The sequence below is a fragment of the Xanthocytophaga agilis genome (genome assembly GCF_030068605.1).
GTDB classification, from domain to species: domain Bacteria; phylum Bacteroidota; class Bacteroidia; order Cytophagales; family 172606-1; genus Xanthocytophaga; species Xanthocytophaga agilis.
The window spans coordinates 459064-480219 of the sequence record NZ_JASJOU010000002.1; the positions used below are offsets into that span (position 1 = coordinate 459064).

Genomic DNA, 21156 nt, shown 5'->3' on the forward strand with positions numbered 1-21156 from the left:
GTATATATTTTGAAAATTATAATTACAGTGAAAAATAGTCAACTATCAAAGAACCTCCATGTAGTGGAGTTTATGCTTTATTTCTGATTTTTGTCAGATAAGAAACTTGAGGACGAGTATTGATTTCTTCCAATACTTGGAACATACGCCCTTCTGTTTCTTCTGCGATCAGTTTGCTGATACGGCTTTCAGGATCATTCATATCTCCAAAAAGAATCGCACCACTAGAACATGCGCTTTCGCAAGCCATAGCAATCTCTCCATCTACCGGACGACGGCGTTCTTTTTTAGCATTTAATTTTCCTTCCTGAATGCGTTGCACACACATTGAACATTTTTCCATTACACCACGTGTACGAACTGTTACATCTGGATTCAATACCATTTTACCCAGATCAGTTTGTGACATATAGTTTACATCAGAGAAACGTTCATCGTTAGTGTAATTAAACCAGTTGAAACGACGCACTTTATATGGACAGTTGTTTGCACAGTAACGTGTACCGAAACAACGGTTATATGTCATCTGGTTTAAGCCTTCAGAACTATGTGTTGTTGCTAATACCGGACAAACCGTTTCACATGGTGCATTGTTACAATGCTGACAAAGCATTGGCTGGAATACAACTTCAGGGTTAGCAGAAGCTTCTTCCAATCCTTTTACATCATCTTTAGGAGCATCGCTGCTATAGTAACGATCAATACGTAACCAGTGCATTTCGCGACGATTGATTACTTCCTGACGACCTACAACAGGAACGTTATTTTCAACTGTACATGCCACTACACAAGATCCACAACCTGTACAAGAGTTAAGGTCAATAACCATACCCCATGAATGGTTTTGGTATTTATGACCATGCCATAATGAAATATCTGTTGCTTTTTTCTTTCCTTCAGAAGTTGCCACTTTAGGCATAAATCTTCCGGCATTAGCTTTCTTCTGGTATTCAGAAAGTTTGGCCTCCTGCACAATAGGACGAGCCATAATTGTATGGTGTGTCTGAACCTGAGCGATTTTACGTTTCTCTCCAGCCTTAGTCACTTTTACTCCATTCACTACATATCCTACACCCAAAGCACTTACAGAAGCGAATGGATATGCATTTACACCTACATTGTTAGCAGCTTTACCAGCCTTCTCACGTCCATAACCCAATGCCAGACCCACTGTACCTTCAGCCTGACCAGGTTGAATTAATGCAGGCAGTGTGATAGCAGGTTTTCCAGGAATTTCAATAGTAACCAGATCATTACCATCTTCTTCACTTTGAGTAAGACCTAGTTCTGAAGCCATCTTATGGCTAACAGTCAAGTAGTTATCCCAACAAGCACGGCTAATAGGGTCAGGTAATTCCTGTAACCATGGGTTGTTAGCCATAGCACCATTACCAATACCGATTTTTTGGTAAAGAACCAATTCAATACCATTGTTACCTGCTTTACCAACAGCCGCCGCAGCAGCGTTTACATCTCCACCAAAGCTAACGGCTGTGACAGGTGCATTTTTAGGCTCAAAAACACCATCATGCAATACGTGTATCCAGAACTCTTTGAAAGAAGAATATTTAGATTGCAAAGAGAACAGATTTGTACGCCAGTAGCTTTGAATAAACTTATCGTATTCAATAGTATTTCCAGCCCAAGCTAACAAGCTTTGCTGAGCAGCACGAGTTTGGAAGATAGGGTTAATAGTTGGCTGACCTAAGCTGAAATAACCAGTACGAGGTTCAGCATCATTCCATGCTTCGAGAAAGTTATGATCAGGACAAACATAATCACACAAAGAAGTGGTTTCATCCATCCGGTCAGAGAAGGAAACTTTCAGAGAAGCCTTCTTCAGATCTTCGCCAAACTGCTTTCCTGTAGGATAATCATATACAGGGTTTGCATTATAGAAGAAAACAGCACCAACTTGTCCCTGAGACAGTTCTTTTACAAAGTTAGCCATTGCTGTATCATCGCCGGCTTTCAATGTAAGAGGAGCATTCAGGTCAATGATAGTACTATAGGATCCTAACAGATTATTAATTGCATTGACAATAGTCTGTACATTCGGATCGTTAGAACCTGCTACTACCACACCAGCAGATTTTGCACTTGCTAATTCATTTGCAGCATCATCTAATCCTTTCACGTCCAAAGCAGGAGCACTTACAGGAGCTGCGCCTAATTTCTTAGCAATTTTATTATATAGATTGGCAGCTACTAATCCTTCCTGAGAAGATTTAATCGGAGTACGGTAGTCTGCATTTGCACCAGTTGAAGATAAAGTACTCTCAAACTGATAGTGACGAGACATCTTTTTCTTGTCCTTACCCAGTTTACGAGTTTTTGCATACAAAGCACTGTACGTTGTACTTCCAGGAGAAGTACCCAGGAAATCGGCATTGCCAATACCTACAATAACTTCTGCTTTATCAAAATTATAGAATGGAAGTACAGCTTTACCAAATGACGTCTGGTTTGCGTTTAATATCCCAGCAGAAGAGTTTGCATCATACGTTACATGCTGAGCCGTCGGATATTTTGCAATAAACTCTCTGATGGCAGCCTTCGTAGAAGGACTGATAATAGTAGAAGAAACAATACGGATTGCCTTCCCGGAAGAAGCTACTTGCTGTAATTGCTGACCAATAGCAGCATCTACACTTTTCCAGTCTGTAGCTTTTTTCTCTTTTCCGTTAAATGGTCCTTTTAAACGCTCCAGATCATATAGACTTAACAGAGAAGCTTGTGCCCGTGCACTTGTACCAGCAGGAGTTACACCAGAAAGAGGATTGGGTTCAATTTTTATAGGACGACCTTCACGTGTCTTTACCAAAACGCTATTGTAATCACCATCTGTATCTACATAAGTAGAAGCATAATAATTTGCAATAGAAGCTTCAATTTCTTCAGGTTTATTCAGATATGGAATAGCTTTTTTTACCGGAGCTTCACAGGCAGCCAATGTCACAGCAGCCATCCCAAAACCCATCACCTTCAGAAAGTCACGACGCGAAGCAGGCATAATGTCGGCATTAGCAGCAGCCTCAGTACCTGGCAGTGGCGTTCCTTCCGGAAATTCTCTCTCTGCGTTTTTGACAAAATGAATATCGTTACTTAGCTCTTCAAGACCTTTCCAATATACTTTGTTATTGCCTTCCATAATATATATAGAAACGGATATATTTACGTATGTGAATAATATGAATGAAAGGCAGAGTGACCTGCCTTATATATTGTTAAATTAATAGTGACATTTAGAACACTCGATACCACCAATAGTAGCCACTTTCATAGGCTCCTTGCTGGCATGAATAGCCACTAATTTATCATAATAAGCATTACCTTTGGTATTAACCTCAGTTTTACGGTGGCAATCGATACACCATCCCATAGTCAGAGGAGCAACTTGCTCAACTACTTCCATCTTCTCAATATCTCCGTGACAATTCTGACAGGCTAATCCACCTACATTGGTATGTTGAGAGTGATTGAAATAAGCATGATCAGGAAGGTTGTGTACACGAATCCATTCGATCGGCTGATTATTTTCAATAGCAGTGTAGAGTTTCTTAATTTCTGGAGAAGAGTTTTTGATTACACTATGGCAATTCATACAAATATTAGCGGAGGGAATACTTGCGTTTTTACCTTTGTATACAGAGGTATGACAATATGCACAGTTAATTTTATATTCTCCGGCATGTAATTTGTGAGAATATGAAATAGGTTGTTTTGGCGCATACCCTTGGGCTATACCTATACGCATTACGCTATCCAGCCCTATTTTACCTAGTAATAACACAGCAATGATTAATACAGCACCTTTCACTACAGCACTTTGCAGTACTTTACCAATGTCAGTACGTTGCTCCAGCAACTCACGATCTTCGTCTGATAAATCTTTGCGGTTGCTTAAAAACTTAGTCAACAATGAGATAATCATTATTAACACAAGAAGCACCAGTGCCAGAACTACCAGTAAAGCAACTAGAATAATAGTAAAGTATTGGGTCGACAAACCGCTTTCTGCAGGAGCAGCAGTTGCACCACCTTGCCCATCAGCTTTTGCCTGATCAGCAGTAGGTGCAGCAGTAGCAGCAGATTCTACGTAAGCCAGAATATTGTCAATATCTGCATTCTGCAAATCCGGAAAGGATTGCATTTGCAGCTTATTATACTTGTTAAAAATCTGGTTTCCGTACGCATCTCCACTTGCTATAACAGCAGAAGAATTTTTCACCCACTTGTAAACCCAGTCTTTATTAGGAACTCTTGTCATTACTCCTTTTAATCCTGGACCTACAACTACTTCATCACTGGCAGCATGACATGCAGCACAGTTATTTTTAAAAAGGGCCTCGCCAGCGGCAGCGTCTCCACCCCCAGATGCAGCAGGTGCAGCACCTTGTGCCCATACTGTGCTACAAGTAAGTGTAGCCAGCAATAGTACCATGGAACAACCACGCCAAATAGGGCGTAAATACTTGACTATGTGCATATTAAATTTACTTGGTCTAAGAAGTTTCACTATGAGGTCTTATAATAGGCGTACAAAGGTAGTATCGGTTTTTTTTTTAGCAAATATATTTTTATTACAAAAACAGGTAGATATTACCTGCTTATTACACGCCCGCCAAATGTATCTAATAATCAACTACTTGTAAATTATTTTTTCATATAAAAGCAATAATTTAGAATCATTTTAAATAAATTCTCACCTAATTAGTTACCCAGAATCCACTTCTTTTTTCCATTATTTACCTTCCATACGTTAAAAGTGGGTATTTATATAATATAAGGTATGTTTTCGATTGAAAAATCCTTAAAATTTGCTTAGATTTTCAAAATCAGTGACGAATACTCTTTCCCTTTAAATAATCCTATTTTTACTAGAATAAAAACAGAAATGCGGGATATACTCAACAGTGTGAGGTATACCTATTTCATTTCATATGTAAGATTTATACACATACTACTCAGTTTTCGGAGGTTACAAATAGGGCTCAATTTCGGATGTAGAGTAACTAAAATCCAGATTGACTATGAATCCGTTTACTGATACATTCAAAACTATGTTTGCAACTGGCAATGCATATGTAAATAAGTCGCAACCCAGTAACGATACAACCAAGGTGAGAACGAATAAAGGTACTTATAATCAGAGAGTAAGCTCTACTACTGTGCGTGTAACGATGGGAAATGAGATTACTGACTATCATTTGGACTATCGCGAAGGAGAGAAACTGGCTGAGATGGATTTCAATGGATGGACGCCATTACATAAGTATTTTGGTCGTTTTCAGGAAGATATATTCACAGGGATTAAATACAATTACGGAATTACATTAGGCAAAGAGAAGGTAGGGAAATATGTAGAATCTATTATTGAGTACCGGAATGGGAAAATGGTAGGAGAACAGATTTATTTTAATACAGAGGGAGATGTTGTCCGAAAAATATATATTGAGGATATACAGATTAAATTAGAATCTAAAATAGCGGGATAGACCCCGTTTACAAGATAACGAGTATAATATTGAGCAACCCATAAGTGTCTGAGCAAAAGTAAACTCTCTTCAGTATCCTCTTTGAAGTAATTCAAAGGGGATTTTTTATTTTCAAATCATCCGGTTGATTATAATTTCTGAAAGCAGGATAAGAATCGGACGTAATAGGTATAAAACAGGGATGACTTTTCTCTATAAGGTATTTCATGCTTTGCGAAGGTAATTGGCCTTGTTTTGCTATTCCAAGGAACTTCTCCAGAGCTATCTTTGTATAAATTGCACACAAAGGCTCCCATTTTCCTTCCTGCTCAAAAACGAAACAATCATATTTCTTTGAACATTGATAGGCGTCTATTACTTGTTTTAACACAGATTGGGTCATATCAATCATATCACAGGCTACTACAAGCCAGTCCTGCTCTGGAAAGTGTTGATGGGCAGTAAGTAATCCAGCCAAAGGGCCTTGAACAGATACAGCATCTGCAAGAAGTTTGTCGGAAGAGATTATAGAGCTGTAGATAGCGTGCTGCTCCTCCCGAACAGATACCCATACAGGTAATCCCAGAGCTTCCATTTTATCAATGGCGTTCTGTACCCAATACCCATCTGTATGCAACAAAAGTCCTTTATCAGAACCCATCCGGGAACTGTAGCCTCCACATAGTACTAATCCAGCCAAGCCACTGTTAATCATATAGTTACAGCATGATAGAATTGTAGCAATACTGTTACACAAAAATCACACTTCGTTCTTTTTTGATAAATTCTGTTTTCCCAGCTTCACATAGTGGACAACAGTAAGATTCTGGTAATGTGTCAAATGATGTTGCAGCCAGAATGTTAGACTCTGGTTCTCCAACCAGCGGATCATATACAGAATAGCAATGCTTACACTGATACACAAAATGTGGTATAGAAGTTTCACCAGATGGCATCGTTGCTTCAACAGGTTGTGCAAATAAATCTTCTTTTTGCTGACCAATACGGGTACGTAAATAGGTTTTGCAAAGGCGTCTTACCTGTTCTCCAAGGTAAGATTTTAAAAGATTTTTCTCAAAAACATATAATTTTCGACTATTGGGATTAAAATCATCTGTGTAGAGAATATCATACAAACTTAGTACTGTATAATCGCCAAAACATAATACCGGCTTTTTACGAATAATCACACAGCCAAACAATTCCGACTTAGGACGTGTCTGAATAGCAAAACTCAGTCCGAAAGTACGCAGATCATTTGCATCCAGATGTTTTACCAACTGCTGTTTCAACTCTAATCCTTCTATACTTTCATCTTCTATTTGCCAGTTGAGTTCATTGGCAGCATGACGCACATTAATCTGATGTCGGGTTAGCACCTTATCCCAAACCAATCGGTCTTTGGCTACAATCCCTTTAATAATTAGCGACTTCCAGCTTGTTACACACAACTGGCCTATTTTTGTCTGGCTACATGCTTTGCATACATCTATCAGAAAGCTTACAGGAAACAATTCATCTCTCCGGTAAATACCCAACCAGGTTTTATCACCATAGCGGTTAAATCCCTCATAATAAGGCAAGCGGAATGGTGATAGTTCTAAAGGTTCTTTTGCAGGTTTGGCAATGTATTCACATTGTTGTTTTACCAATGTGGCTAATTTATCTCCTTCAGCCTGATCGTTTGCATAAAAGGCAGCTTTATTCTCCCAGATTACTTTTTCAATTGTTTTTGAGAGCTGTGGAATATCATTGCTGTAAACCAGTTCTTTCCAGGCAAAAATAGAATTTGTTTTAGGGAAGCGAACATACAAATACCAAAAGTGAGCATGAGAAGAGGCTATCCAGTTTATATTACCTGTAAAGAAAGGTGAGAAACTCTGGTTGTTGTCTGAAATATTGATTTTTAACTGAGGTCTATAATCAAACAGGTCAAAAATGTCTTTATAGATACCTTCACCCAGCCAGTTATCTGCGCTAAAAATTTCCTCAGCGGGATAAGAACTCACAATATTGGGATACTGCCCAGTGTCAAACTCATAAACAATGTTCTGTTGTTTTAATAAAGTATCCAGCGTCTCATATTCTTCAGCAGCAACTTCTATCAATAATTGCTGGCGCAAACCAAAACGGACATGACGCACCCGGGCATACTCCAGAATCCCCAGAATCTGCTGCAATTGTCCGGCAGGTACGATACCTCCTGTAAAATTGATTTTTACAATATAGGAATGGATCATAGGCTCTTTATAGTAAAAATTTCTATTTTACACTTCTGCAGCAACCTGCAGGTGTTTTTCCAGAATAACCTGTACTTCAGGGCGGCAGGAACCACAACCAAGCCCAGCTCCGGAAGCCTGACACAACTGCTTGAGCTCTCTACACCCTTCCCGAATCTTATTCTGAATATTTCCCTCTCCTACTCCACCACAGGAACAAACGAGCTTTCCCTGCATAGGCTCTGCCTTTTTCCCTGAGCGTAATAGTTCCAGTCTCTTTTCGGATAGCTCCATCTTTTTCTGAATTAGGTCCCTGAACTCCAGAAATTCTGTTTTATCTCCAATCAGAATAGCACCTACCAGCCGATCATTGTGAATGATGCATTTTTTATAATACCGTTTGGCCTTATCAATAAACACTACTTCTTCGTATTCCGGATTATCTGCAGGAGCTTCTGCCATACCCAGGGAACAGAGGTCTGTACCCTGCATTTTCAGAATATTCATCAACAATGATCCTTCATAGTAGGAGGCAATATCTCCATTCAGATAGCGGGCTACCACCTCTGCCTGTTGTTCAGCGGCTGAGGTAACACCATATAAATTCCCTTGAAATTCAGCTATCTCGCCAATGGCATATACAGAAGGATCAGAAGTTTGCATGTATTCGTTTACGACTACCCCTCGTTTACAATGAAGCTCTGCAGCTTTGGCTATCTCAATATTTGGAGAAGTTCCAATTGCAGCTACTAACGCTTGGCACTGAATAACGCGACCACTTTTCATCCGTAATCCTTCGATGGTATCCCGTCCCAAAAATGCCTGAATCTCATCGTTGTAGTAGACATCAATTCCTTTATCTACCAGTTCTTCGTGCAATAAATGACTTCCCAAGGCATCCAGTTGTTTTCCCATTAACCTGGAGACACGGTGCACAACAGTTACAGAGAAATTGATCTCCCGCAAAGAAGCAGCCAGTTCAATTCCTAGCAGCCCACCTCCTACTATTACTACATGTGAACCAGGTTGAAGATGCTTCTTAAAGCTATCGGCATCGCATCGGCTTCGCATGGTAAAAATACCTTTCAATGGAGGTACATCCCGTAACGTAGCAGCTCTGCTACCTGTTGCCAGAATCAACAGATCATAGGAATGCCAGTTTCCATTACTATCCAATACTCTTTTACTAGCCCTGTCAATTTGTTCAATGCTTACACCCCGATGCAGCCGGATACGAAGATCATCTTCTTCCTCATCTTTCATCTTTACCAGTTGTTCCCATTTCTGGTGTCCACTGATATAATCCGGAAGCATTACCCGGTTATAAAACGGGAAATTTTCTTTACTAAAAATCGTGATCTCATCTTCAGTATTCAAGGCCCTATATGATTTCACAAATCCAAAGGAACCGGCTCCTGCGCCGACTATGATAATCTTCTGTCTGATTTTCTGGTATTTCTCTACTTGAACGGCACAAAATTTAAAGTCAGGCTCTTTGGATTTCGGATCAACCAGATTGTTTGTGAGATTATTGGCTCGATTCAGATCACTATTCAGGACTTTTCCCCAATGCATGGGTAGAAATACAACACCTCGCTTAATATCTTCAGAAAACTTAGCTTGTACACGTACCTGCCCCCTTCGGGTAGTCACATCCACCAGATTTCCATCTTCGATCCCTCTCAGAACTGCATCGTCCGGATGAATTTCGAGAAATGCTTCTGCAATGTGCTGATTCAACTTATTTACCTTACCTGTTTTACTACGGGTATGCCATTGATCGCGGATTCTTCCTGTGGTAAGTATCAGAGGAAAATCAGCATCCGGGAGTTCTGATTGATTCTCATCGGGAACTGTATGAATGACAGCCTTTTGGGTAGCTGTATAAAATTTTTTATCCGTAAATAGTCCTTTTCCTTTTGTCTCATTCACAGAAGTCAACGGCCACTGAACCGTTTTTTCTTTCAGAATAGTGTAATTTAGCCCATGAATATCGATGTGTGTACCTTTGGTAAGGGCACAATGCTCCAGATAGATTTCCTCTGCATTTTTATAGTCAAATCCTTTGTAGCCCATTTTGCGGGCAAAACGACAGATAATTTCAGCGTCAGGCAGTGCTTCTCCCGGGGCTTCTGTTAGTTTATGCAGATAGGAAATACGACGTTCTGCATTGGTCATTGTTCCCTCTTTTTCTGTCCATGCAGCAGCAGGAAACACCACATCAGCATATTTGAGTGTTTCAACTCTGTTGGAAATGTCCTGTACTACTACAAATTTTGCCTTTTTAAGTGCTTCTTCTGCTATTCGTACATCGGGTAAACTAATCAATGGATTGGTGCATATAATCCAGACAGCTTTTAACTTGCCTTCGTTAAGAGCCGAAAACATTTCAGTAGCTGTTAGGCCAGGTTTGGGAGAGATCTGTGTCCCACCCCAGAACTTTTGTACTTCTTCCCGATGAACGGGATTTAGTAAATCCCGGTGAGCAGGCAACAAATTTGATAATCCCCCTACTTCTCGGCCTCCCATCGCATTGGGTTGACCAGTCAGTGAAAAAGGTCCGGAACCGGGTTTTCCAATATGTCCGGTTATCAGGTTAAGGTTGATCAGACTTAGGTTTTTATTCACGCCAATTACACTCTGATTCAGCCCCATTGTCCACATTGTCAGAAAGCCTTTGGCATCTCCTATATGGGCTGCTGCTTTACGAAGCTCTTCTTCTTCTATTCCACATAATTCTGCGGCTTCTTGAATACTGCGACGCATCACAGACTCCCGATACACCTCATAGCCTTCGGTATGGTTTTTCACAAAATCAGCGTTAATATCTCCCTGTTCGATTAGTAGTCGTCCTAGGGCATGATTCAGAATCACATCTGTGCCCGGATTGATTTGCAGATGTACATCCGCAATGGCACATGTTTGAGTACGACGAGGGTCAGCAACAATAATCTTTACATGTGGATTAGCTGCTTTATGGGCTTCTACCCTACGCCAGATAATCGGGTGACACCAGGCAGGGTTAGCTCCTGTTACATAAATACAATCTGATAACTCAATATCATCATAGCAAACCGGAACGCTATCTTCACCCAATGACATTTTATAACCCACCACAGCAGAACTCATACACAAACGGGAGTTTGTATCAATATTATTGCTGCCAATAAAGCCTTTGATCAGCTTATTGATTACATAATATTCTTCAGTAAGACATTGTCCGGAAGCATAAAAGGCAACAGAATCAGGTCCATATTTGTCAATCAACGTACGAAATACCGCGGCGGTACGTTCCATAGCATCGTCCCAGCTTACCCGTTGACGTGGCATATTTTTGTTAAACCGCATTTCCGGATAGAACAGTCTGTCTGACTTATCCATTACGGTATAATGCAGATTCATCCCTTTGGAACATAACATCCCACGGTTTACCGGATGGTCAGGATCTCCCTCTACAGTTAGCTTGCCCATTTTGTCTTTGCGGACAATAACACCACATCCTGTACCACAATAACAGCACGTTGATTTGTATTCCATGTATATAGGGTTTTTGCTCGTAGAATCTATAAAGTCAGAAAGACCTGCGAGAGAAGTAAGTCAAACCTTTGGGAGGCAAGACTTACTCTCACAAAACAGCTTCATGAATGGCTATATATAGAGTTATAGCGTTGGCATCATATCATCATATAGCACCAGCCGTTTGTGCGGCAGTTTCGGGCTGAGCTACTTTATCAAAACGGGTAAGAAAAACAATTAATGCAACTACGGTTACAATGGCGCCTATATACATAAATGCCTGAGCATAGGTAATGGATTCAGCCTTGAACAGGAAACCAAATAACATCCCTCCTACATTTCCTCCTGCTCCTACTATTCCGGCTACAGTACCTACATGCTTTTGATTAATAAAAGGGACAATCGCATAGGTGGTTCCGTTAGCCATTTTCAGAAACATAGCAAATGTCAGCATGGCTACAATAGCGAAGCCTAGTGTATTGGCTTGTGAAAATAATACCAGTCCCAAACCTTCCAGAGCCAGCACAATCCCCAATAACCAACCTTTGCCTTTCATACCATATTTATTTCCTACTTTATCAGCAATGATACCTCCTACAGCTCTGGCAAACAGGTTCATGCCACCAAATACACCAGCCCAGAAACCGGCAGAGGACTGATCCAGCTTAAATGAATCGACAAAATGCAGTGTGGCAACTCCATCAAACGTAATTTCCATACCAAAGCAAACAGCATACGCAAAAGCCAGTGCCCATACCCGCCAGTCAGCCAACACTGCCCATGAGAACTTCTTACTTTCCCGTTTGCGGTTGATTTCTGAAAAATTTCCGGCAGGAGTATCCTGTGTAAAGAAATAATAAATTACTGCCATAACCAGCAACATCATTCCCGGAACAATCATAGCATATCGCCAGGCATCATGTTTGGTATAGCCAGCTCCTACAATGGCAGCAAAAATCAACGGCATTACCATCAACGTCACACCACCACCCAGATTGCCCCATCCACCAGCAACAGCATTGGCAGTTCCTTTTATTTTAGGAGCAAACATGGTGGTTGTATGGTACTGAGTAATAACAAACGAGGCTCCGATGATGCCAATGGCTAACCGAAACAACAGAAAGGAAGTATAGTCATTGGCAAGTCCAACCAGCATGACCGGAATGGATCCTATCACCAGTAAAGCTGTATAGGTTTTTCGGGGGCCCCAGATATCACACAAACGTCCGATAAGAAGCCGGGCAAAAATAGTAGCAGAAACAGCGGCAATTACGGTGTTTCCAACTTGTGCTTTGGTTAAACCTAAATCTTCGCGAATAGTGGGCATCAATGGCGCCAATCCAAACCATCCGAAAAAACAGGCAAAAAATGTAAGCCATGTAATGTGGAAGGTACGCATTTGTACACCTTTAAAGCTGAGGACATTTAGTTTCTCCAGAGGTTTATTACTTAAATTCATCATAGTTTTGTTTTAGCTTATTAAGTATTTTACACTACCCAAAAACGACTCTATATTTAAACCTATATTTTCAAAATATAGCTACTTTTTTAAAAAATACATAGCAAAAACAAACAGCATTAGACCAAAAAATCACATTTTCTCAAACAAAGGCTTTATTTTTTAACCTAACCAAATTTAAAAACATACTTTATTTGCACAAAATTTTATTGAGTATTTTTAACTAAAATTTTGCACTTTATTTAAAACACACAATCGAAAATCAGTTTTATTATATTTATCAAAATAAAACACTATCAACCTGTATTTGATTAGAATATTATATGCCTAAAAAAGCAAATCTCTCTGCTGGCATTTCAGTGTCTGAAACAAATGAAAGAGGCCACACAAAGAGATTTTTCACTTATTATTTTAAGAGGATATGAGCAGTAGATTGGCATGATAGCCTTATTCCACCTCATCCTCAATCGAAAACTTATCCAGCAATAAGCTTAGCAGCTTGTCATGTATCTCCATATAGAGAGGATCATGCACAATTTCTTTCTTATTTCGGGGACGCTCCAGAGGCACATCGACAATTTCTTTGATAGTAGCTGCAGGTCCATTGTTCATCACTACTACACGATCTGCCAGGAATATCGCTTCCTCAATATCATGTGTTACCATAATAATAGTCTTGTTGCGATTATCCAGATTCCATAATTTCAATAGTTCTACATGCATATTGCTTTTGGTCAGTGCATCCAACGCACCAAAAGGCTCATCCAGCAACAGAATACTCGGATTTATGGCAAATGCCCGTGCAATAGCCACTCGTTGTTTCATACCACCTGAAAGCTGACCTGGCAACTTGTCTTTATGCTCATAGAGGTGCACCATCTTCAGATTTTGCTCTACATGGTCCTTCTTTTCGGCACTGGACATATCTTTCATTACCGAGTCAACTGCTTCATAGATATTCCGGTATACAGATAGCCAGGGCAACAAGGAATAGTTCTGAAAAACAATGCCTCTGTCAGGCCCGGGTCCTGTTACCCGTTTGCCATTGGCAATTACTTCTCCACTGCTTGGTTTTACCATACCACTGATCGTATTCATCAGGGTAGACTTACCACAGCCTGAATGCCCGATCAGAGCCACAATCTCTCCTTTCCGGATATCCAGGTCTATACTTTTAACAGCTGTATAGATTCCTTTGGGTGTTTTGAATGATACAGTGACATCTTTAATGGAGACACTGGTTTGTGGTTGTGCCACCACTTTATGAAAGGCGCTGGCAGAATCAACCATCTTTGCTAATACCTGTTTGTCTGAGTTATCCATAGAAGAACCGGCTTGAGGGGTTGCATAGTTATTTTGCATCATAAGAGAAAGCCTTTTGAAGTGAAGAGAAAAATTTATCCAGTATGAATCCTACAATACCGATGATCAGGATAGCCACAATAATATGTGTTGTCTTGCCTGCATTAAAGCCCTCTTCCCAGACAAAGAACCCTAGTCCATCTCCACCAGAGAGCATTTCCCCTGCCACAATGACCATCCAGGCTACTCCAATACTTAGTTTTAATCCTGTTACAATATGTGGCAGACTATAAGGCAGCAAAATGCGGGTAATATATTTCCAGACAGAAAAGCCAAACGCCTTACCTACATTCTTGTGATCCTGAGGGATAGAAGCTACTCCAAAGGCAGTATTGATAAGAGTAGGCCACAAAGAGCAGATGAAAATCATAAAAATGGCAGCCTTTGAGGAAGGATTCATCAGTCCGTCGCCACCTCCGGCAGCAGAAAATACTGCTAGTCCCAATGGATACCATGCCAGAGGAGATACAGGACGCAGAATCTGTACAATAGGATTGATCAGGCTCATCATAAACTTGCTGGAACCTAATAATAATCCCAATGGAATAGCGATTAAACTACCTAATCCGAAGCCAATCCCTACCCGCATCAGCGAACCAATCAGCTTTGTTCCAATACCTTTTACATCCGGATCATTCTGAAAAGGATTAGCAAAAATTTCACTCAATACATCCAGCGTCATCAATGGAGTGGGTAATGGATACCTCTCCACCAGATCGGTTGCTTCGGGATTGCGGTTACACCAGGCTATCAATGTCCATATTCCCAGCAGCAACAATATACTTCCTACAAAATAGAGCACAGGCATCCAGATGCGTAAAGAGAATAATTTGGTCATACAACAGTCTCCCTCCTGCCTCCCCTGAATGAGGAGGGCTTACCGGGAGAATAGTAAGTTTTTTGGTACGTATATTGAGTTGAATAAAGGATCAGGCTACCTATTTTTTAGCCAGCGACACATACTGTTCCGGATTATTGGGATCAAAAGGTGTAGGATCGATGGTGATCCTAAATGGCTTCATGTCATCATTAGGCAATACTACGTTCATGCTCTTTGCTACTTCATTATACAGATCATCCAGTACCAGCTTTTCGGCAATAGCCTTATATTCAGGGTCAGACTTCAAGTAACCAAAACGTACATACTGTGCCATAAACCAGATGCCGTGCGATTTACGGGGAGCATTCACAAAACCATTGTTAAAAAAGGTCATGCAGTCATCTTTGTACTTTTGCACACCCAGATCACATCCCAGATCGTTAGATCCCAGCAAACGGGCTTCAATGACAGCCAGAGGTGCATTGACATAATTGGGTTTGGTCAACCATCCGGCAGCTTTTTTGCGGTTACTCATATTGTCCAGCCATTTACAGGCTTCCAGAATTGCTTTCATTACGTTTTTCAGATCTTCTTTGCTGGCTTCTGCAAATTCTTTGTTTACCACCAATGCCTTTTCAGGATGATGCTTCCAGATATCCTGACTGGCAACATGGGTAAATCCGATATTCTGAGTAGCAGCTACTCCATTCCAGGGCTCACCTACACAAAAACCTTCCATATTATCGACCTTCATATTGGAAACCATTTGTGGTGGAGGAATAGTGATAATTCCAACAGATTTCTGATTAACTCCACAGGCAGCAAGCCAGTTACGAAGCCAGATATCATGTGTGCCACCCGGGAACGTCATAGCAAAAGTCACTTCTTTTTTGGCCTGAACAGCTTTTACTGCCGGGGCTACTTTCTTGTATTCTTTAAACCCAGCTAGTCCGCAAAACTCTTTGGAGAGTGTAATACCCTGACCATTGTTATTCAACACCATAGCGATTTTCATTTCAGCACCCGGCTTTCCTCCTACGCCTGTATAAACTGAAAATGGCATACTAAACAGGCAGTGTGCACCTTGTAATTCACCATTTAGGATTTTGTCACGCACATTGGCCCAGGAAGCCTCTTTGCTTAACTGTACTTCTACTCCATATTTCTGAAAAAATCCCATTTCTTTGGCAACTACCAATGGAGCACAATCGGTAAGCGGTATAAAACCCAGCTTGATTACCTTTTTAGGCGCATTTGGACCTGCGGCAGAAGAAAGCATCAATACTACCAGAGCAAATACTACTGTTTGGACAACTGTCTTTATTTTTTTCATGATCAGATTCAGTTAAGGTTGAAAAGTTCAGGCAATAGAGTGGCCAGAAGGTAGAATCTACCCTTAGGCACTACTCAGTATGTAATGAAAGAATAACTTATTGCTTAATGGCAACAGGTTTGGCAAAGAAGAAATCCGGACGGATATTGATCATCAGATAGGCCCACTGCGGACTTTTGTCAGCTTTATCTACAGATCCCAGTTTGGCATACTCCAGTGTATTAGTTGCTTTCATAAAGCAATACCCCAGCTCCAGATTGGTAAACTTACTGAGGTTATAGTTTACAATCAGATCCACTTCGCTTCCCATACCATTATCAAATCGGGTGCTGGCTTTGCCATCTGTTCCTTTCAGGTATTGGGACTTAGCCAGCGAAAAATGATGGTAGTCTAATGCGATAAAGAAATCTTTAGCAGTATACTTTGTTTTGAAGTAGATGTTATTCAGGCCACCAACTGCAGAACCTGTTCCTACATAGAAATAATCCATATATCCCCAGAACTTGTGTGGTGTACCATACAGCGGATCAAAACGATTGTCAGTAGTAGATATAGAAACAGCACCTGTACCTCCTCCAACAGCTTCATTGCCGGACAGATAATCCCAACCAGGGCCAAAGCTGAATTTACCTCTCTGGAATGTCAGCGCTACTGTATAGTGACTGGCTTTCAGATTTCTGCCATCTTTATTCTTTCCACTTTGCCAGTAGGCAGCCGCTGTTATATTGGTTTTAAAGCCAGAAGCATTGCCAATAGTCTTATTAATCATCAGTCCATAGGTGATACGGCTGTTTACACCTGCCTGATCATACCGGCGTCCATATACATAGCCTGTATCAGCTCCGGAAATATTACGAATAGAATCACTGCGATATTTACTAAAATCATCTTTGAAGAGGAGTCCGGAAACTTTTGTCTGACCAAACTTACGGCTCACATACAGAAACTGCATGGACTTGTACATCTGATTCATGCCATTGGTACTAGGATTGTTAGCCAGACGCAGGCTCCCTCCTTTTCCATTAGTAGGGATAAAGCCACCAGGCACAGCGACAAGATTTCCTTTGGTATCTGTAGTGTAAGCAGGTACATTGGCCGCTACATAGTTTGTCCCCGTAACGCCAAAAGCATCGGTATTCTGATTAAAACCAGCCCCCAGATCAACCTGCCAGCCTTTGTGTTGCGCTTTGAGTAAGGCAGCATCATGGCGACGAGCCTGCTGCAACCAGTCCAGGTCACCCAGCAACCGCACATCATCATAGATAAGCGTCTGACGGCCAATTTTAAAAGAGAGATTTTCTACCAGTTTAAATTTAATGGTGGTATCAGCACTATTAGCCAGTGTTACTTCTCCCCAGGCTTCATGAACCATAAAGCGGCTCCCATCCGCATTACTAATAGAAGAGGCATCCTGTCCCCATACCCGTACATCCTGTACAGAAAAATTAAACAGCAGCCGATCCCATCTATAGCCAAATGCCAGACGAGCACGTTGAGAGGTAAAAAATGCAGGTTTTGCACCTTTCAGATTCAGAGTACCTAACCCATCCCGTAACTCAGTGCGAGTACGTAATTGCCCTGAAAGTGTAAACTGCGCCGAAGCCTGACTGAGTGAGCAGAACGTTACAAAAAGGGCAATCAAGCCTTGAAAATGTAACTTTTTTGACATACCTTTGTGTGGTTTTAAGTTAGAACTAATTTTAAAACTATCGTTTGCCTTGTAGAGACCGCCATCCCTGCAAGGCTTTTTTATTTTTTACCTGTCAGGCCGCCACCTGATAGACAAAACATAGCCGTTACCATTTTTCTATATGGAAAAATGAGTCCAATACTATTTTACAAAGACACAGAAAATCTTCCTCTCCAGGAGAGTTACTTTTGACAACTTTCAGCTGCGGCTCTAGCTTATGTTGTCGATTTCAAAGGGGCTAAAGTATACTAAGTAATACTACCTACTATCTGCGATTAAAAATACGGCATTTCATATATAACACAAAATTTTAACACTGTTTTTTTAACAAAAAACACATAAAAAATAAGTATAAAGACTTAATCCAATATTAAATTGTGATTAATCATAGTTAAATATAACTATTTTCATATTTTTAAAAAACAGGTTCATTTTTAACCCATTAATTACCACAACTTTAGTTAACAACCATTTTACACTATTAAAAATAACGTAGGAGATCAACATAAAACAGTATATCTTACTTTTAACGTTCATTTTTCAACCTTGACATACCATAAAATACTTTATCTATATCCTTCTGGTATAAGTATTTATTACAGCTCTTTTCATATATCTATCATACATACCTATAACAGTAAGTAATTATCGCTATTCTCCTTTATCAGTCATCTGAAAACAGCACTGTCCCACTCGGTCCTTCTGAAAGAATCTCTCACCGTTGTCGGGACACGTGTGCCCCATAGAGCCTTCTTTGGTTTATAAGAGAAAAACACTCCAATCGGAAAGGTCGCCGGTCTTGCCACGAGATTCTTTCAGAAGGACAGAAAGAGGAGTTGATTTGAGGAGGACAGGAAAAGAATTTCAGAATCGCAGATTAAAAAGATTACTCGAATTTCACGAATAGAGCACTCTCCTAGGTTGTATATTACCCCCTAACCTAAATGAAGGAAAACAGGTCATTGGTAAGCACACAATGACAGAAAAAACACTTTATCCATGAAAATCCTATAATCTGTGTCATTTATGATTTAAGACAACAGTTTACATGATAAAGGATTGATAGTGAGCTCTGTTACAGTTGTAAGCACCTGTAAATGAAGCATGTTACAGTTGTTACAGTAAACTCTCACGTGTATAGTTATACTATATTATATAGTAATATATAAGAGAAAAGAGCTTTTGTGTTCTTCCAGGAAGTTTGACAATGTATAAAATACCGTAAAAACTGTAACATCGTTGATTATCAAACAGTTGAACTGTAATTTTCAGCTGTAACAACTTGCAACAACTGTAACAGCACAATGGCTTCATTCATTAAAAAGAAAAGACCATCAACTCTGCTGACTCTTAAAATGACTTTTACATATACCTGCTTCGAGGTATAGTAAGAGTATGACTTGAATTATACGTACGAAACTTTTTGCATTGAATTCTGCTCAAAGAGCTCTCTTGCGGTTTATTCTATGCAAAAACTTTTCTGCGGTTTATTCGACGCATTGGCAATTTTGCGGTGAATTCCAGGCAAAACTATTTTCTTCCAAGCAAATCGGACAGACTTTTCACTAAATGTCTTGCGTTAAATTCACCGCAAGACGTCGAACTGCATATTATTCCGCTCAAGCAACTGATATGCCTCTAATTATGCGCACAATAAAATAATCAACAATGAATAAGGGTTTAACTCTTCATAGTAAAGTAGCTCTCTCAAAGTAAAGTAGCAGCCAATTACACAACTGGAGTTACAGGGGTAGTTGACCGGATTTCATCCAATCCCCACAGTACCATCACGTCATTGGTAAACAAACGCATACTTTCCGGGTCTTGCATCAGCGTATTACGTGCCTGTATCCAGTTGTCAATCTTTTCCTCGCCATACATATTCCGGATTCGTGTATGATCCAGACGCAACACTTTTCCCCAATGAAAAGAATGTGGTATATGCTGTCGCTCCAATTCATCCCATACCTTGTTATAAAACCGATATGTCTCATCTGACATAACACTATCCAACTCTACTACACAGGTAGTAGTAAAATGAGTAAAACCCAGTGTAGCCTGTGTACCTTTCACAAAACGGAAAGCCAAAACTCCGGCAAAAGGTCCATAATGAGTATTGAGGTCAATGAGTAGCTCCCTTACCTGATTCACAGCAGAAAGAGGTATGCCAATGGCAGCACTTAATACTTTACCATGTAGGTCAGTATTGCTAAACATTTCCGCATGGGTGCCAAATACCTTACTATAGGGCTTATAAGATCCTCCAATGACCGCATTCACCAAAATAGGTACCACAGCAGGCAATGCCTGAGAGATTGTTCCTATAAATGAAGGTGCATCATCTCCAGGGCCTATACCCGGCACTGCCATGGATGGTGGAATATAATTGTCCTCATAGTCTCGCTTATACATAACCGTCACATAGGCTTTGTGGTTAGGATCATACTGGTTGACAAGTACCTGAAAATGATACGGACGTTCACTCCCGTATGGCAAAAAGGAATTGGCAAAAGAGAGTGACTCCATCAAGGTATACAGTGTATTATCCAGAGGTACGCTGAGCCGATAGGATTCATACAGAAAGAGGGGTACGGTCTCTATCATTACTCCATGAATAAATCCAAAACAGCCGAAGCTAACCAGAGCCGCATTAAATAAGGCATCGTCCTGTACTCTCTCAGCATGCAAATTTGCCACAAAAACATCTGACACAACCGGATACGAACGTCTTTCCAGCCAGATATGCCGTGTAGGGCTTACAATCAGATGCAGGCCTACAACATAGTCTGCCACCCCACCTATATCAATAGCCGACCCATGTGTCCCTGTAGATAAGGCTCCAGCAATGGTTTGGCCATTACTGGCTCCAGATGTTTTCAGTGACCGTTTTCGTCGTCTGAGGCGTGTACTTAACTCCTGTATTGAAACCCCACATTGCGCAAAATAGAGGTCATCCGGTGATTTGGCATAGGCAGGTGATACATTGTTGAGGCTGATTCGAAAGGTCAGGTTCAGCGGTTTGGTATTCAATAAAATGCCATCACTGGCCGCGATCTTAGTCCATGACCATTCTCCACCCAGCACACGGGTTCGTTTGCCATTTGCAATAAACTGCTTCATCAGTTGCTGGATCCCTGCTGTTACATCATTGTAATCAGCCAGGATATCCATAGTACTTTCATCAGCCAGATCATAGAGATCCTCTATATTCTGGGTAAAGCTTTCATGCCGGTTTACCCATTTCCTGGCACCTGTACGACTGATAATCATAGATTGGAAT

At 40.6% G+C, this 21156-nt stretch carries 12 protein-coding genes; 1 reads left to right on the forward strand and 11 read right to left on the reverse strand.

Annotated features, from left to right (window positions below):
- Positions 1-70 precede the first annotated feature (70 nt).
- Both QNI22_RS08755 and QNI22_RS08760 read right to left on the reverse strand, forming a co-directional pair.
- Positions 71-3151 carry a TAT-variant-translocated molybdopterin oxidoreductase gene (locus QNI22_RS08755; protein WP_314510271.1) on the reverse strand — a complete coding sequence of 1027 codons (3081 nt, stop codon included), beginning with the start codon at positions 3149-3151 and terminating at the stop codon, positions 71-73.
- 81 nt (positions 3152-3232) lie between these two features.
- On the reverse strand, positions 3233-4489 hold the full coding sequence (locus tag QNI22_RS08760) for a c-type cytochrome (RefSeq protein ID WP_314510272.1): 1257 nt from the start codon (positions 4487-4489) through the stop codon (positions 3233-3235).
- Between the two features lie 544 nt (positions 4490-5033).
- Between QNI22_RS08760 and QNI22_RS08765 the strand changes: the two genes are divergently transcribed.
- Positions 5034-5498 (forward strand): hypothetical protein, encoded by a 465-nt coding sequence (locus QNI22_RS08765; protein WP_314510274.1) that lies wholly within the window; start codon positions 5034-5036, stop codon positions 5496-5498.
- A gap of 91 nt (positions 5499-5589) precedes the next feature.
- On the opposite strand, the gene QNI22_RS08770 is transcribed toward QNI22_RS08765, so the two are convergent.
- From QNI22_RS08770 to QNI22_RS08810, 9 genes are all read right to left on the reverse strand, one after another.
- Positions 5590-6192: a molybdenum cofactor guanylyltransferase gene (locus QNI22_RS08770; protein ID WP_314510276.1), complete on the reverse strand. Its 603-nt coding sequence runs from the start codon at positions 6190-6192 to the stop codon at positions 5590-5592.
- Between the two features lie 34 nt (positions 6193-6226).
- Complete coding sequence (locus QNI22_RS08775; RefSeq protein ID WP_314510277.1) at positions 6227-7717, reverse strand: rubredoxin; 1491 nt, start codon at positions 7715-7717, stop codon at positions 6227-6229.
- A gap of 27 nt (positions 7718-7744) precedes the next feature.
- A complete protein-coding gene (locus QNI22_RS08780; protein ID WP_314510278.1) occupies positions 7745-11233 on the reverse strand; it encodes a molybdopterin-dependent oxidoreductase in 3489 nt (1162 codons plus the stop codon).
- Positions 11234-11378: 145 nt separating this feature from the next.
- On the reverse strand, positions 11379-12671 hold the full coding sequence (locus tag QNI22_RS08785; RefSeq protein ID WP_314510577.1) for a NarK family nitrate/nitrite MFS transporter: 1293 nt from the start codon (positions 12669-12671) through the stop codon (positions 11379-11381).
- A 447-nt stretch (positions 12672-13118) separates the two neighbouring features.
- The gene (locus tag QNI22_RS08790) at positions 13119-14036 is read right to left on the reverse strand and encodes an ABC transporter ATP-binding protein (RefSeq protein ID WP_314510279.1); all 918 of its coding nucleotides are present in this window, start codon (positions 14034-14036) and stop codon (positions 13119-13121) included.
- Entirely contained in the window at positions 14023-14871 is an 849-nt protein-coding gene (locus QNI22_RS08795; RefSeq protein ID WP_314510280.1) for an ABC transporter permease, read from the reverse strand. Before QNI22_RS08795 ends, QNI22_RS08790 begins: the two co-directional genes overlap by 14 nt.
- A gap of 100 nt (positions 14872-14971) precedes the next feature.
- Positions 14972-16186, reverse strand: coding sequence for a CmpA/NrtA family ABC transporter substrate-binding protein (locus QNI22_RS08800; RefSeq protein ID WP_314510281.1), 1215 nt, complete (start codon positions 16184-16186; stop codon positions 14972-14974).
- Positions 16187-16283: 97 nt separating this feature from the next.
- On the reverse strand, positions 16284-17855 hold the full coding sequence (locus QNI22_RS08805) for an alginate export family protein (protein ID WP_314510282.1): 1572 nt from the start codon (positions 17853-17855) through the stop codon (positions 16284-16286).
- A gap of 1749 nt (positions 17856-19604) precedes the next feature.
- Positions 19605-21146 (reverse strand): FAD-binding protein, encoded by a 1542-nt coding sequence (locus QNI22_RS08810; RefSeq protein WP_314510283.1) that lies wholly within the window; start codon positions 21144-21146, stop codon positions 19605-19607.
- Positions 21147-21156 lie beyond the last annotated feature (10 nt).